This is a genomic window from Azohydromonas australica DSM 1124, from assembly GCF_000430725.1.
In the GTDB taxonomy this organism is placed as follows: domain Bacteria; phylum Pseudomonadota; class Gammaproteobacteria; order Burkholderiales; family Burkholderiaceae_C; genus Azohydromonas; species Azohydromonas australica.
Genome location: NZ_KE387206.1, coordinates 296,456 through 310,825 on the forward strand (window position 1 = coordinate 296,456; position 14,370 = coordinate 310,825).

A 14,370-nucleotide genomic window follows, 5' to 3' on the forward strand; every position below is an offset into this window, starting at 1 on the left:
GGATGACGAATGCATGTTTGTAAAATTTTGCTTCAACCTTCAAAGCGATTTAGAAGCATTTTTACTACATGTCCAGTGCTGCGGCTATCAAAACGGCGAGCCTTGTCCGGCCCGTCGCGGAAGGAAAACTCCGAACGATTGAGGTGGTTCGCGGCTTGGCGGCCTTGCTGGTCGTTTTCTACCATGGCGAGCGCGTGGTCGAGTTGTGCAAGCCGGGATGGGGCGCTCCGTTCGACGGGTTTTTCAAGTTTGGCCATGCCGGCGTGGATTTCTTCTTCGTTCTCAGTGGATTCATCATGTTCCACGTCCACCATGGCGATTTGGGGCATCCTTCCAGGTTGAAGATATTCGCGTGGAAACGGGTGGTGCGAATTTATCCGCTGTTCCTGTTGGTGATGGTCCCGGTCACGGCCAAGTTTGTCGCCGCTGGAAAATTCGAGTGGGATTATTTCGTCAAATCGATATTGCTCCTGCCGCAGGCGAGCTTTCCCATGCTGATCGTGTCCTGGACACTGGTGCATGAAGTCCTGTTTTACCTGCTGTTCGGACTCGCGATTGCCCATGCCCGCTTGAGCCGCCTGATCCTGGGCCTGTGGATACTGCTCTTCACTGCCGTGAAATGGCTGGGGCTCGACTTGGGCACCGGATTTCCGGGCGACCTGGGCCGGACCATGTTCTCTAATTACAACCTGTTGTTTCTCTTGGGTATCGGGGCTGCCTGGCTCGTGCACCGGGGCCCGCTGCCCTGTGCGCGGGTGCTGGCCCTGGTGGGCGGGTTGGGGTTCCTGGCCTCGGGCCTGCTGGAAAACACGCTGCACTTCCCCGCGCACGGCGCGCCCTCGGTGCTGCTGTTCGGGCTGAGCTCGATCCTCCTTATCATCGGACTGGCGGCGGCGGAGTCCGCGGGTCGCATCAGGCCGGGACGCTATGCGAACTGGCTGGGCGACCTGTCCTATCCGCTCTATCTCACCCACGGCATGGTGATCAGCGTCACCGTGCCTCTACTGGGCAAGCTGTTCCACGACAGCCCGAACGGAATACTCCTGCTGACCGTGGCCCTGGGCTGCGTGGCGGCCACACTGGTCAACCGCTTCGTCGAGAAGCCCCTGATCACGCTCATCCAGAACGCTTGGTGCTCGCGCCCAGTGCCTGTCCTCGCCTGACGCGCGGTAGCGCCTTGCCAGCGCAACGGTGTTCAGGACAGGGCGGAATCGCTGAACCGCTGCAGCTGCAGCCGTGCCTCGCGCAGCTCCAGCTCGATGGCCGCGCGCGCCGTGAAGATGCGGTAGACCGACTCCAGCAGCAGCTCGTCGCCGCGCGGCGCGGTGTCCAGGAAGGCCAGGTGGCCCAGCATGCGCCCGTCCTGTGCCTGGATCGGGATGCCCAGGTAGGCCTCGTAGCCGGCTTCCACCGGATACAGGCGTTGCACCTCACTGCGGAAGAAGCACAGCCGCCCGCCGCCCACCACCTGCTCGCAGGGCGTGCCGGGCAGGCCGTACTCGACGTTGTCCTGCCACTGCTGCCCGGCCCAGCAGGCCAGCGTGCGCACGCGCGTGGGCGGCTGGTCGGCGCATTCGGTGATGAAGGCGCACTCCACCTCCAGCGCGCGCGCGAAGTGCCTCACCAGCGCCCTGAAGAAGGCTTCGCCGAAGGCGTCGGCGGTGCCGCGGGCCACGGCGTCGAGGATGGTCTCCACGCGCTTGAGCCGGGTGACGTCGGTGTCCAGGCCGACCATGCGGTAGGGCGTGCCGCTGGCATGGCGCAGCGCCACGCCGCGCGTGAGCACCCAGCGCAGGCTGCCGTCCTTGTGCTTCAGGCGCAGCTCGCCCTCGAAGCGGCACTGCGCGTCGGCCAGGTGGCGCTGCAGCGCCTGCTCCAGCGCGGGCAGGTCCTGCGGCTCCACGCAGCCGCGCCACTGCGCGCGCGAGTCGCCCAGCTCGTCCTCGGCGTAGCCCAGCATGCTTTTCCAGCGCGGGGACAGCCGCATGCGGTCGGCGCCGAGGTCCCATTCCCACAGGCCGTCCTGGCTGCCGCGCAGCGCTAGCTCGTAGCGCTGCTCGCCCGCGCGCACGGCGGCCAGTGCCTCGCCGCGCTCGGCCTGGGCACGCTCCAGGGCCTGCTGCAGCGCGCCCAGGCGCTGCGCCTGGCCGGCCATCTGCACCTTCAGCGCCAGCTCGCGCCGCCGTGCCCGCCAGCCCAGCGCGACGGCCAGCCCCAGCGCGCACACGAGCGCCGGCGCCAGCGCGGCGCTGCCCAGGCGCAGCGCGAGCCCGCCCAGCGCGGCGGCCAGGATCAGCAGCAGGCCCAGCACCCACGGGTACCGGCTCGGGACAGGGACGTTCATGGCGCGGCGATGGTCCCGCCGGGCAGGGGCCGGGGGTGTGTCTCCATGTCTTTGTCGTTCGAAACGGTCAGCCCGGGCGCCAGCGGCAGGTCGAAGCTGAAGGTGGTGCCGTGGCCCGGCGTGCTGCGCACCCGCAGCTGCCCGCCGTGGAGCTGCACCATCAGCCGCGCGATGGCCAGGCCGAGCCCGGCGTGGTGGCGCGAGCCGGTGCGGTTGGCGCGGTAGAAGCGGTCGAACACCTTGTCGATCTCGTCGGCCGGGATGCCCACGCCGGTGTCGCTCACCGCCACCGTGGCGCGGCCTTGGTCCAGCCCCAGCTCCATCGTGACGCGGCCCCCTTCGGGCGTGTGGCGCAGCGCGTTCTCCACCAGGTTCTCCAGCACGCGCTCGACCATGCCGATGTCGGCCTCCACCAGCGGCATGGCGGCGCCGCAGGCGGCGTGCAGCGTGAGCTGGCGCTGCGCGGCGTCGAGGGCGAACTTCTGCGCCACGTCCTGCACCAGCTCCGCCAGCGGGAAGCGCTCGCATTGCGGATGCACGTCCTCGGCCTCCAGCTTGGTGAGCTGGAACAGGTCGTTGACCAGCCGGCCCAGCCGCTCGCTGTGCTTGGCCGCGACTTCGAGGTAGTTGCGCTCCTCGGCCTCGGAGAGCTCGCCGCGGCGCAGCAGCAGGATCTCCAGGTAGCCCTGCATCGAGGCCAGCGGCGTGCGCAGGTCGTGCGAGACGTTGGCCAGCAGGTCGCGCCGGCGCGTGGCCACGCGCTCCAGCTCGCCGAGCTGGTCGGCGATGCGCCCGGTCATGCCTTCCACGTGCGCGGCCAGGCGCTCGATCTCGTCGCCGTGCGCGTCGGCCTCGGCCAGCGACAGCGGCGTGCGGAAGTCGGCGCGCTGGTCGTAAGCGTCCACCGCGTCCGCCAGGCGCTTGAGCCGCCGCGTGAAGAGCTGGAACACGCACAGCGCCGCCAGCAGCGAGAACACCACGCTGCCGATCATCACGTCGGTGGACAGCTCCAGCAGCCGCGAGGGCTCGAACATCGCCTGCGTCGCCACGACGAGCAGCCCGCCCACGGCGATGAAGGCCGCGGCCAGCAGGGCCGACAGCTTCAGCGACAGGCTGTTGCCCATGGGGCCGCGTGCGCGCGGCGGCTTGGGTTGGACGAGGAAGCTCATGACTGCGACGCGAAGCGGTAGCCCACGCCCCACACGGTCTGGATGTGCGCCGGCTGCGCCGGGTCGCGCTCGATCTTGTTGCGAAGCCGGTTGATGTGGGAGTTCACCGTGTGCTCGTAGCCGCTGTGGGTGTAGCCCCAGACCTGGTCCAGCAGCTGCGCGCGGGTGAAGACGCGGCCCGGCGCGCGCGCGAAGTGCACCAGCAGCTCGAACTCCTTGGCCGTGAGGTCCACGCTGCGGCCCGAGACCTGCACCTCGTGGCGGTCGAGGTCGATGCGCAGCTCGCCGGCCTCGATGAGGGTGCTCACGGGCGCGGCGGTCGCGGCCTCGAAATGCTCCTGGCGGCGCAGGATCGCCTTCACCCGCGCCGCCAGCTCCAGCATGGAGAAGGGTTTCGTGAGGTAGTCGTCCGCGCCCAGCTCCAGGCCGAGCACGCGGTCCAGCTCGGAGGACTTGGCGGTGAGCATGAGGATGGGCAGGTAGCCCTCGCCGCGGCTGCGCAGGCGCTTGCAGATCTGCAGCCCGTCCAGGCGCGGCAGCATCAGGTCCAGGATCAGCAGGTCCCAGCGCCCGCCCTCGGCCTCGGCCAGGCCGGTGACGCCGTCGCCGACCAGCCGGTGCTCGAAGCCCAGCTCGGCCAGTTGCAGCGTCACGAGGCGGCCGATGTCCGGGTCGTCCTCGATCACCAGCACGCGACGGGGGGTCATGAGGGCTCTCCTTGGGGTGGGTGCGGGGCGGTAGAGGAAGGACATGAGGAGGTGCATGCCGTGAGCGGCGCTTCAGCTGGCGAGGTGTGATCCAAAGCACAAAAGCTTCCCAGCGCCAGATGCCGCATCAACACCGGCGGCAGCTCGAAGGCAGGGTCCGCCGCCAGCGCCACCGCGCACGCCGCCGCCAGCGGCTCGCCATCGTGCAGCGCCCGCAGCCACGCATATTCGCCCACGCCCAGCAGCCGGAACTCCACTTCCAGCGCGCGCTGCGCCACCAGCAGCCGCGTGCCGCCGCCTTGCCAGTCAATAGTCCCCAGGCTGTCTTCGGCGTTGCCCTGGTGCGCCTGCCACAGGTCCAGCACCGGCCAGTCGGAGGCCAGCAGCCGGGCGCAGGGCTGCAGGTCGAGCCGCAGCGCCGCCTGCTGCTCGGCCCCCAGCGCCGCCAGCGCGTCCAGCGACAGCGCCGGCACCGGTGCCTCGTGGTAGACGGCGTGGCAGGCCCATTCCAGCGCCGCCACGTCCGGCAGGTAGGGCAGCGATGCAGCCGGCGCGAAGCCGCGCAGGAAATCGGGCAGCTCCACGCCGAAGTCGTGCAGGTTGCCCGAGCGCGAGGGGAACGCGGAGATGAAGCGCCGCGCCAGCGCACGGAAGAAGTCTTCGCCCACCAGCTGCCGCACCACCGGGTACACCGCGCCCAGCGCCGCGCCGAGGCTCTCGAAGCAGTTGTTGCGGTAGAGCTGCAGCCGCCGCGCCGCGTCCAGCCCCGGCGTGGGACGCAGCAGTGCCGCGGCGGCGGTGGCGTCGCCGCGCTGGAGCAGAGCGTCCATCAACCGGCGTTGCAGCTCATGCAGGGCAGCAGGCATGGGCGTGTTCCTCCATCAGTGCGGCGGCATGGTGCGCCTCGGCCACCAGCGTGGGCAGGGGCGGCAGATCGGCGTCCCACTCGATCAGCGTGGGCCGCGGCCCCAGCTGCCGCAGCACCTGCGCGTACAGCGCCCACACGTCGTCGCTCACATGGCGGCTGTGGGTGTCGATGAGGATCTCGGCGCCGTCGTCGAAGCGCCGGTGCGTGAAGCCCGCCAGGTGGTACTGCGCGACGGCCTCGGGCGGCAGCGCGGCCAGGTAGTCCGCGGGATCGAAGCCGTGGTTGCGTGCGCTCACGTACAGGTTGTTCACGTCCAACAGCAGGCCGCAGCCGCTGCGCCGCGCGACCTCGGCGACGAACGCCCATTCCGGCATCTCGTCGGCCTCGAAGCGCAGGTAGCTGGAGAGGTTCTCCAGCAGCAGCGGTCGGCCCAGCGCCTCCTGCACCTGCTGCACCCGCGCCACCACGTGCGCCAGCGCCTCGCGCGTGAAGGGCAGGGGCAACAGATCGTTGGCGTAGAGGCCGTCCACGCAGCTCCAGCTCAGGTGCTCGGAGACCAGCGCGGGCTGCACTTCGTCGATCAGCTCGCGCAGGTGGCGCAGGTGGTCCGCGCGCAGCGGGTCCACCGAGCCGATGGACAGCCCCACGCCGTGAAGGCTCAGCGCGCAGAGCTCGCGCGCGCGGCGCAGCCAGTGCAGCGGCGGCCCGCCGCGGCCGAAGTAGTTCTCGCTGTGCACCTCCACGAAGTCCACCCGCGGCTGCTGCTCCAGCAGCGCCGCGTGGTGCTCGGCGCGCAGGCCGATGCCGGCGGCACAGGGCGGCAGCGGGTGCGGGTGCGGGTGCGGGGGAGAGGGGTTCATGCGCGCTCCTGGCGAGGCTGTAAAGACTTGCAAGCAGTCTAGGCAGCGGCGCGTGGCGCGCGGGGGGCGTGATGGAAAAGTGATCTTTGGTCGCCCCCCGTGCGGCGTGACCAAAACGTGACCAGCGCGCGACCGCGCGTTGAAGCCCGGCGACCAAATTGGTCTGCGGGCGGCTCGATACGGGCCGGTCCATGCAACCTCTTCCGATGGAGCACACCGCATGAACCGCATGACTTCCTCCTCCTGGCGCCGCGTGGCGCAAGCCACCGTTGTGGCCGCCGTCGCCGCGCTGGGCGCCACGGCCGCGCGGGCCGGCGAATGCCCGGCCGACCAGCGCGTCCCCGACGGCCGCGGCCAGGCCATGGGACCGGCCATGCCGCAGGGCGTCACGGACGTGGTGCGCGCCATGACGGACCTCTCCCGCGAGCCGCTGGCGCTGCAGGGACGGGCCTTCAGGCTGCGCCAGCTCGACATCCAGCCCGGCGGCATCGTGCCCTGGCACAGCCACGACAACCGCCCGGCCATGATCTACACGGTCTCGGGCGAGGTCACCGAGTACGCCAGCAGCTGCGCCGTGCCCATCGTGCACCGCGCCGGCGACGTCGCGCCCGAGAAGAACGGCACGTCGCACTGGTGGAAGAACACCGGCTCCACCCCGGCGGTGCTGATCTCGGTCGATCTTTTCCCCGTCGACAAGCCGCACATGGAACACGACATGTGACGCCCGTGCCGCGGCGCGGGCCGCCGGGCCCGTGCCGCCGCAGCGTCCCTGTGTCTCTCGGAGGCCGCCATGAACATCCGCCATCCCGAACAGCACCTGCGGCTCGCGCTCGCGTCCGCGCTGGCCACCGACCTGGAAGCCGTGGACGACGCGCTGTCGCTTCCGCCCGAAGGCGGGGCCGGGGCCGCGTCGCCGCGCCGTCCCCGCGAGGACGAGTGCAACGTCGTGCTCTTCGGCCAGTTCTGGCCCGCGGCGCTGCTGGGCGTGCAGGCCCAGGTGCGCATGGTGGAGGCGGACACGGTGGTGGTCGCCGGCCCCGCGGGCGACGCCTGCGTCTATGCCGCGGGGCGGCTGCTGTACCGGGTGGCGCATCCGAACCGGCGCTTCTTCCTGGACCTGTCCGCGCAGTCCATGGCGCAGCCCGCGGCGCAGGCCGCCTACGAGGGCCGCGACAGCGCCGACCTGGAGGCCGTGGACTACGAGCTCGAAGGCGCGCTGGCGCGCCTGTGCGGCGCCGCGCAGCACCTGGCTTCCGGCGAGGCGCTGAGCGCCGCGCGCGTGCTGCGCGAGTACGTGTTGCGCTTCGAGGCGCTGGCCGCGGCCTGAGCAAGCCACGCAGGGCGCCGTGACCAAAACGTGATCTTCGCGCCACGGCCGCGTGAACCCTGGAAACCAGACTGTGTTCACGGCGCGATTGAAGTTGCCACGGCAACCAGGACGCTCCGGCCGAGCCCTCAACCCTTTCCCTCACTGACCAAGGAGTCCGACATGAGCACCCAATCCAAGACCCTCGTTGCCGCTTCGATCGCCACGCTGGTGGCGCTGGGCGGATCGCTCGCCAGCGGCCCGGCGCTGGCCGCCAAGGGCGACATGGAGAAATGCGCCGGCATCGTCAAGGCCGGCAAGAACGACTGCGGCACCAGCAAGAGCGCCTGCGCCGGCACCTCCACCATGGACCGCGACGCCGAAGCCTGGGTCTTCGTGCCCAAGGGCACCTGCGCCCGCATCGCCGGCGGCATGGTCACGGACAAGCCGGAGAACGTGCACGGCGGGGCGGCGGCGCTGATGAAGGACGGGAAGAAGGCGGGGTGAGGCGGCCTGTCCGGGCAGTTTTTGGGTACTGGCCGTGAGCTGGTCTGCTCACGGCGAATGCCGCCCAACCATCGACCCGTCCCGAGCGTCTGCACACAGCATTCAGGAGTAAGCAACGTGCATTACGTCAACTCGCATTCGAGCCTCTCCACCGCCGCACCCCCTGGCTTCGCCCGGCGTGTCCTGGAGCAGGGCCGCCGCCTGGTGCGTGGCCTGGACCATCTTTCCCCGGTGGTGGACCTGGTGCTGCGCCTCTTCGTTGCCGCCGTCTTCTTCAAGTCCGGACTGACCAAGCTCGCGAGCTGGGACTCGACGCTGGCCCTGTTCGAGAACGAGTACGCCGTGCCGCTGCTGCCGCCGGAGCTGGCGGCGCTGCTGGGGACGGGGGTGGAGCTGTTCTTCCCGGTGCTGCTGGTGCTGGGTCTGGGCACGCGGCTGTCCGCCGCGGTGCTGTTCGTGTTCAACGTCGTGGCCGTCATCTCCTATCCGGACCTGGGCGCCGTGGGCCTGAAGGATCACCAGACCTGGGGCCTGCTGCTGCTGGTGACGCTCACGCACGGCCCCGGCGCGCTGTCGCTGGACCGGCTGCTTGGCCGCCGCGCGTGGCCGGCCTCGGCCCGCTGAAGGAGCGCGGCCATGACCCCCCACATCGTGATCGTGGGCGGCGGCTTCGGCGGCACCGCGCTGGCGCGGCGCCTGGAGCGGCGGCTGCCCGAGGGCGTGCAGCTCACGCTGGTGAGCGAGGAGAGCACCACCACCTTCAACCCGCTGCTGGCGGAGGTGGTCGGCGCCTCGGTGTTCCCGGAGCAGGTGGTGGCGCCCATCCGCCAGATGCTGCGGCGCAGCCGCTTCGTCATGGGCCGGGTGACGCAGGTCGACGTGCAGAACCGCCGCCTGCGCGCCCAGACCCTGGCCGGCCCGCGCGACATCGAATACGACCACCTGGTGCTGGCCTTCGGCACCCGCGCCAACCTGGACCTGGTGCCGGGCCTGGCCGAGCACGCGCTGCCGCTGAAGCTGGTGGGCGACGCGCTCTTCATCCGCAACCGCGTGCTGCAGCGGCTGGCGCGCATCGAGCTGGAGAGCGATCCGGCGCGGCGGCGGCAGCTCGGCAGCTTCGTCGTCATCGGCGGCGGCTTCTCCGGGGTGGAGGTGGCCGGCGCGCTGGCGGACTTCCTGCGCGGCGCGCTGCGCTACTACCCGCGGGTGCAGGCGCAGGAGCTGGGCGTGACGCTGCTGCACGACGGCCCGCGCCTGCTGCCGGAGCTGCCCGAAGCGCTGGGCGAGGCGGCGCAGCGCTCGCTGATGTCGCGCGGCGTGCAGGTGCGGCTGGGCGCGCGTGCCGCCGGGGCGAGCGCCGAAGGCGTGGCGCTGGCCGGGGGCGGCAGCGTCGAAGGGGCCACCGTGGTGTGCACCATCGGCACCCGGGCCAATCCGCTGGTGGAGCAGCTCAGCCTGCCGCTCCAGCGCGGGCGCCTGCCCGTCGCACCGGACCTGCGCGTGCCCGGCATCGACGGGCTGTGGGCCCTGGGCGACTGCGCGCTGGTGCCCAACGGCGACGGCGCGCCTTGCCCGCCCACGGCGCAGTTCGCGGTGGCGCAGGCCCGGGTGCTGGCGGACAACCTGCTGGCAACGCTGCGGGGCGCGCCCACGCGGGCCTTCAGCCACCGCTCGCGCGGAATGATGGCCACCACCGGCCACCTCAAGGGCGTGGCCGAGCTGTCCGGGCTGCGGCTGTCGGGCCTGCCGGCCTGGCTGCTGTGGCGCGCGTACTACCTGCTGCTCATGCCCACCCTGGGGCGCAAGGTGCGCATCTGGGTCGAGTGGACCTGGAGCATGTGCTTCAGCGCCGACATCACGCACCTGCGCTTCACGCGCACGCCGGAGGCGGATGCCGAAGCGGCGCCGTCCCAGCCCGCGCTGCCGTCCCGTCCCACCGTCTGAACCTTCCTGGAGAACACCATGCTGCTCGCAGGCAAATCCGCCATCGTCACCGGCTCCACCAGCGGCATCGGACTGGGCATCGCCCGGGCCTTCGCGGCGCAGGGCGCCGACGTGATGCTCAACGGGCTGGGCACGGCCGAGGAGATCGAGCGCACCCGGGCCGGGCTGCAGCGCGAGTACGGCGTGAAGGTGCGCTTCCACGGCGCGGACATGCGCCGGCCGCAGGAGATCCGAGAGCTGGCGGCGTGTGCTGAAGCCGAGTTCGGCCGGGTGGACATCGTGGTCAACAACGCCGGCATCCAGCACGTGGCGCCGGTGGAAGACTTTCCTCAGGAGCGCTGGGACGCCGTGCTGGCCATCAACCTCACGGCCGCCTTCGTGCTGATCCAGGCCGTGGTGCCGGGCATGAGGGCGCGGCGCTTCGGCCGCATCCTCAACGTGGCCTCGGCGCACGGGCTCACGGCGTCGCCCTTCAAGTCGGCCTACGTCGCGGCCAAGCACGGGCTGGTGGGGCTCACGCGCTGCGTGGCGGTGGAGCTGGCGGAATCGGGCATCACGGCCAACACGCTGTGCCCGGGCTACGTGAAGACGCCGCTGGTGGAACAGCAGATTGCCGACCAGGCGCGCGCGCACGGCATCCCGCCGGAGGCGGTGGTGCGCGACGTGATGCTGGCGCACCAGGCGCGCAAGGAGTTCGTGCGCGTGGAGGAGCTGGCCGCGCTGGCGGTGTTCCTGTCCTCCGAGGCCGCCGCCTCCATGACTGCCACCGCCATCCCGATGGACGGCGGCTGGACCCAGCACTGATCCCGTCCGGCCGCGGGAGGCCGAAGATGTCCGTCCTGCCAGCCCTGGCCGAACGGAGCGACGAGATGCGAAACCGAGGAGCCGCCATGGACATGCGCGTGAAACCGAGCCGCCGGCAGGCGGCGGTGAAGCCCGAAGTGAAGACCGTCAACCTGGCGCTGCAGGGCGGCGGGGCGCATGGCGCCTTCGCCTGGGGCGTGCTGGACCGGCTGATCGAGGACGGCCGCATCCGCTTCGAGGGCATCAGCGCCACCAGCGCCGGCGCCATGAACGCGGCGGTGCTGGCGCACGGCTGGACCGTGGGCGGCCCCGACGGCGCGCGCGAGGCGCTGGAGAGCTTCTGGCGCGCGGTGAGCGAGGCCGGCCAGCGTTGGAACCCGTACCGTGCGCTGCCGTGGATGAGCTGGCTGGGCGAGCTGCCGCTGGAGCTCTCGCCGGCCTACCAGTGGATGGAATACCTCACGCGCGTGTTCTCGCCGTATCAGCTCAACCCGCTGAACTTCAACCCGCTGCGCGACGTGCTGGAGGCGCACGTGGACTTCGAGCGGCTGCGGCGCGAGTCGGCGATCAAGCTGTACCTGTGCGCCACCAACGTGCAGACCTGCAAGGTGCGCATCTTCAGCTGCGCCGACGTGAGCGCGGACGCGGTGCTGGCCTCGGCCTGCCTGCCGTTCATGTTCCAGTCGGTAATGGTCGACGGCGAGCCGTACTGGGACGGCGGCTACATGGGCAACCCGGCCATCTACCCGCTGATCTACGAGTGCGAGGCGCGGGACGTGGTGATCGTGCACCTGAACCCCATCGTGCGCCGCGGCGTGCCGACCACGGCCGGGGAGATCCTGAACCGGCTCAACGAGGTGAGCTTCAACTCCTCGCTGATGCGCGAGATGCGCGCCATCGTGTTCGTCACCGGGCTGATCGAGCGCGGCAAGCTCTCCAGCGAGGAGTTCAAGCAGATGCTGATCCACTCGATCCGCGCCGACGACGTGATGAGCGGCTACGGCGCGGCCAGCAAGCTCAACTGCGACTGGAGCTTCCTCACCGAGCTGCGCGACGCGGGCCGCCTGCACGCCGGGCGCTGGCTGGAGCAGCACTTCGGCGCGCTGGGGGTGCGGTCGAGCGTGGATCTGCGTGGCGAGTTCCTGTGAGGCGGCTGCGATGGACACGCCGTCTCTGGCCGCCCTGGCGGCCGTCCTCGCCTGCGTCGCCCTGATGGGCTTCGCCATCCAGCGCGGCGGCACCTGCACCGTCGCGGCCGTGGAGGAAGTGCTGCGCCAGCGCAGCGCCCGGCGGCTGCGCGCCATGGGCGAGGCCGCGCTGTGGGTGGCCGGCGGGCTGGTGCTGGCGCAGGCGGCGGGCTGGACCGGCGTCATGCCCGCGCCGCATCCGGTCGGCGCCCACACCGTGCTGGGCGCCGCGCTGCTGGGGCTGGGCGCCTGGATCAACGGCGCCTGCGTCTTCGGCGCCATCGCGCGGCTGGGCTCCGGGCAGTGGGCGCAGGCCGCGGTGCCGGCGGGTTTCTACCTCGGCTGCCTCGCGGCGGGCCTGCTGGCGCCGCAGCCGGTGGCGACGGCCTCGGCCCCGTCGAACCTGCTGCCCCAGGCCCCGCTGGCCGCCGGCTTCGTGCTGTTCGCGGCTTGGCGCGTGGCGCAAGGGCTGCGCGGCGGCTGGCCCGCCGTGGCGGCGCGGGTGTGGGCACCGCACGCGGCCACGGCCATCATCGGCGTCTGTTTCCTGCTGAGCTGGCTGCTGGCCGGCGCCTGGGCCTACACGGACCTGCTGGCGGCGCTGGCGCGGCGCATGGCGCAGCACCCGGCCTTGCCGCTGGCGCTGCTGGCCGCGCTGCTGGGCGGCGCCTTGGTCGGCGGCTGGACGGCCGGGCGCCTCAAGAGCCAGCGCCCGACCCCGGCGCAGTGGCTGCGCAGCCTGGCGGGCGGGGGGTTGATGGCCCTCGGCAGCCTGCTGATCCCGGGCTCCAACGACGGCCTGGTGCTGGTGGGGCTGCCGCTGCTGCATCCGCATGCCTGGCTGGCCTTCGGCGTGATGTGCGCCGTCATCGCCGCCGCGATGCGGCTGGCGCAGGCGCTCAAGGCGCCGGTGCTGCGCGGGGAGGAGCTGCAATGAGCGCGGACCCGTCCCTGGCGCCTTCCGCCGCGGCCGAAGGCGCCGCCACGCCCGGCATGCCGCGCGTGGCCCCGGGCCGCGCCACCGCGCTGGGCAATGCGCTCGTGCTGGGCAGCGCGCTGCTGGCGGCGCTGGCTGCGGTGCAGCGCTACACGCAGGTGCTGAGCGCACCGGGCAGCAGCTTCGTGCTGGAGCGCGAGCGCTGCCACGGCATCGTGCGCGCCGGCCGCAACGACTGCGGCACCAGCGTCCACGCCTGCGCGGGCCAGGCGCGCGAGGACCGGGGCGCGCAGGAGTGGATCGTCCTGCCCGCGGGCACCTGCGAGCGTATCGCGGGCGGGCGGCTGCGTACCGGCGGTGCGGGATGAGCGCCGTCGCCCCCTGGCGCGCCTGGCTGCTGCTGAATGCGCCCGGCGCCGCGCTGCCGGCGCGGGTGCGGCAGGAGCTGCAGGCGGAGCAGTTCCGCGCCGAATTGCTGGTGGCGGGCGTGCAGCTGCTGCTGGTGGGCTTGCTGGCGGCGCTGGTGGGCGTCGCACCGCCGGGCTTCGCGCCCGACACGCCGGTGCAGGCCGCGCCGCTGGGGCTGAGCCTGTTCGCGCTGCTGGTGCTGCTGCGCCTGTACGCGGCCTGGACCGGTCAGCTCGGCCCGCGGCTGCTGGCCGCCGGCGTGGTGGCGGAGATGGGCGTGCTGATCGCCACGCTGTGGCTGCAGCACCTGCAGTACGAGCAGCCGCCGCAGCTCGCGCTCAAGGGCACGGCCTTCGTCTACGTCTTCGTGCTGGTGGGCCTGCGCGCGCTGCGCTTCGAGCCGCTGTGGGTGGCGGTGTCGGGCGGCACCGCCTTGCTGGCATGGCTCGCGCTGCTGGGCTGGACGCTGTGGAGCGCGCCGGTGAGCCCGCTCACCTGGGACTACGTGACCTCGCTGCGCTCGCTGCAGGTCCACCTCGGCGGCGAGCTGGACAAGCTGCTGGCGCTGGCGCTGTTCACCGCCACGCTGACGCTGGCCCTGGTGCGCGCCCGCGCGCTGCTGCGGCGTGCGCTGGCGCAGCAGCGCGCGGCGGCGGACCTGTCGCTGTTCTTCGACGACGCGGTGGCGCGGCGCATCACGGCCTCGGAGGACGCGCTCATGGCGGGCCAAGGCGAGCTGCGCGAGGCGGCGGTGCTGTTCCTGGACCTGCGCGGCTTCACCGCGGCGGCGGCGCAGCTCGGCCCGCGCGGCGTGATCGCGCTGCTGGGCGAGTACCAGCGGCTGATCGTCCCCATCCTGCGGCGCCACGGCGGCAGCGTCGACAAGTACCTGGGCGACGGGATCCTGGCGAGCTTCGGCGCGGTGGCGCCGGACCCCGCCTGCGCCGCGCGGGCGCTGCGCGCGGTGGACGAGATCGTGCTGGCGGTGGACGGCTGGCGCGCGCGGCGCCGGCAGGCCGGGCTGGCAGCGCCGGACGTGGGTGCCGGGCTGGCGACGGGAGAAGTGGTGTCGGGCATCGTCGGCGACGGCCAGCGGCTGGAGTACACGGTCATCGGCGACGCCGTGAACCTCGCGGCCAAGCTGGAGAAGCACAACAAGGCGCAGGGCACGCGGGCGCTGGCCACGCGCGAGGCCTACGCGCTGGCGCGGGCGCAGGGGTATGAGGGGGAGAAGCCCGATTGCGGCGCGGCGGCCCTGGACGGCGCCGCCAGCCCCGTGGCGCTCACGTTGCTGGCGGCCCGGACCGCGCCGGCCTGAGCCCGGCGCCG

16 protein-coding genes are annotated in these 14,370 nt (G+C 72.0%); 11 read left to right on the top strand and 5 right to left on the bottom strand.

Going from position 1 to position 14,370, the window contains the following annotated elements:
* Positions 1-68: 68 nt before the first annotated feature.
* Complete coding sequence (locus H537_RS0127215) at positions 69-1,163, top strand: acyltransferase family protein (RefSeq protein WP_084150968.1); 1,095 nt, start codon at positions 69-71, stop codon at positions 1,161-1,163.
* A gap of 32 nt (positions 1,164-1,195) precedes the next feature.
* Here H537_RS0127215 and H537_RS45765 read toward each other — a convergent pair whose 3' ends face one another.
* Genes H537_RS45765 through bufB form a run of 5 tightly spaced genes read right to left on the bottom strand, consistent with a single transcriptional unit; the run spans position 1,196 to position 5,948 of the window.
* A complete protein-coding gene (locus tag H537_RS45765) occupies positions 1,196-2,344 on the bottom strand; it encodes a PAS domain-containing protein (protein ID WP_084150969.1) in 1,149 nt (382 codons plus the stop codon).
* Entirely contained in the window at positions 2,341-3,513 is a 1,173-nt protein-coding gene (locus H537_RS45770; RefSeq protein ID WP_064736053.1) for a sensor histidine kinase, read from the bottom strand. The genes H537_RS45765 and H537_RS45770 overlap by 4 nt, the downstream gene beginning before the upstream one ends.
* Positions 3,510-4,220, bottom strand: coding sequence for a winged helix-turn-helix domain-containing protein (locus H537_RS0127230; RefSeq protein ID WP_029000385.1), 711 nt, complete (start codon positions 4,218-4,220; stop codon positions 3,510-3,512). The genes H537_RS45770 and H537_RS0127230 overlap by 4 nt, the downstream gene beginning before the upstream one ends.
* Positions 4,217-5,086, bottom strand: coding sequence for an HvfC/BufC N-terminal domain-containing protein (locus tag H537_RS45775; RefSeq protein WP_084150970.1), 870 nt, complete (start codon positions 5,084-5,086; stop codon positions 4,217-4,219). The genes H537_RS0127230 and H537_RS45775 overlap by 4 nt, the downstream gene beginning before the upstream one ends.
* Complete coding sequence (gene bufB / locus H537_RS0127240; RefSeq protein WP_029000386.1) at positions 5,067-5,948, bottom strand: MNIO family bufferin maturase; 882 nt, start codon at positions 5,946-5,948, stop codon at positions 5,067-5,069. Before bufB ends, H537_RS45775 begins: the two co-directional genes overlap by 20 nt.
* A gap of 220 nt (positions 5,949-6,168) precedes the next feature.
* Between bufB and H537_RS0127245 the strand changes: the two genes are divergently transcribed.
* From H537_RS0127245 to H537_RS0127290, 10 genes are all read left to right on the top strand, one after another.
* Positions 6,169-6,669 carry a cupin domain-containing protein gene (locus H537_RS0127245; protein WP_156901961.1) on the top strand — a complete coding sequence of 167 codons (501 nt, stop codon included), beginning with the start codon at positions 6,169-6,171 and terminating at the stop codon, positions 6,667-6,669.
* 69 nt (positions 6,670-6,738) lie between these two features.
* Positions 6,739-7,275: a hypothetical protein gene (locus H537_RS0127250; RefSeq protein ID WP_029000388.1), complete on the top strand. Its 537-nt coding sequence runs from the start codon at positions 6,739-6,741 to the stop codon at positions 7,273-7,275.
* A gap of 162 nt (positions 7,276-7,437) precedes the next feature.
* Complete coding sequence (locus H537_RS45780; RefSeq protein WP_043460185.1) at positions 7,438-7,761, top strand: BufA1 family periplasmic bufferin-type metallophore; 324 nt, start codon at positions 7,438-7,440, stop codon at positions 7,759-7,761.
* A 117-nt stretch (positions 7,762-7,878) separates the two neighbouring features.
* Positions 7,879-8,385 (top strand): DoxX family protein, encoded by a 507-nt coding sequence (locus H537_RS0127260; RefSeq protein ID WP_238446814.1) that lies wholly within the window; start codon positions 7,879-7,881, stop codon positions 8,383-8,385.
* A 12-nt stretch (positions 8,386-8,397) separates the two neighbouring features.
* Positions 8,398-9,705 carry an NAD(P)/FAD-dependent oxidoreductase gene (locus H537_RS45785; protein ID WP_043460187.1) on the top strand — a complete coding sequence of 436 codons (1,308 nt, stop codon included), beginning with the start codon at positions 8,398-8,400 and terminating at the stop codon, positions 9,703-9,705.
* A gap of 21 nt (positions 9,706-9,726) precedes the next feature.
* The gene (locus tag H537_RS0127270; protein WP_310733031.1) at positions 9,727-10,509 is read left to right on the top strand and encodes a 3-hydroxybutyrate dehydrogenase; all 783 of its coding nucleotides are present in this window, start codon (positions 9,727-9,729) and stop codon (positions 10,507-10,509) included.
* Between the two features lie 92 nt (positions 10,510-10,601).
* The gene (locus H537_RS0127275; protein ID WP_029000391.1) at positions 10,602-11,657 is read left to right on the top strand and encodes a patatin-like phospholipase family protein; all 1,056 of its coding nucleotides are present in this window, start codon (positions 10,602-10,604) and stop codon (positions 11,655-11,657) included.
* Positions 11,658-11,667: 10 nt separating this feature from the next.
* Positions 11,668-12,633 (top strand): YeeE/YedE thiosulfate transporter family protein, encoded by a 966-nt coding sequence (locus H537_RS45790; protein WP_043460189.1) that lies wholly within the window; start codon positions 11,668-11,670, stop codon positions 12,631-12,633.
* On the top strand, positions 12,630-13,001 hold the full coding sequence (locus H537_RS0127285) for a BufA1 family periplasmic bufferin-type metallophore (RefSeq protein ID WP_238446816.1): 372 nt from the start codon (positions 12,630-12,632) through the stop codon (positions 12,999-13,001). The genes H537_RS45790 and H537_RS0127285 overlap by 4 nt, the downstream gene beginning before the upstream one ends.
* Positions 12,998-14,359 (top strand): adenylate/guanylate cyclase domain-containing protein, encoded by a 1,362-nt coding sequence (locus H537_RS0127290; protein ID WP_051243313.1) that lies wholly within the window; start codon positions 12,998-13,000, stop codon positions 14,357-14,359. The genes H537_RS0127285 and H537_RS0127290 overlap by 4 nt, the downstream gene beginning before the upstream one ends.
* Positions 14,360-14,370: the final 11 nt, after the last annotated feature.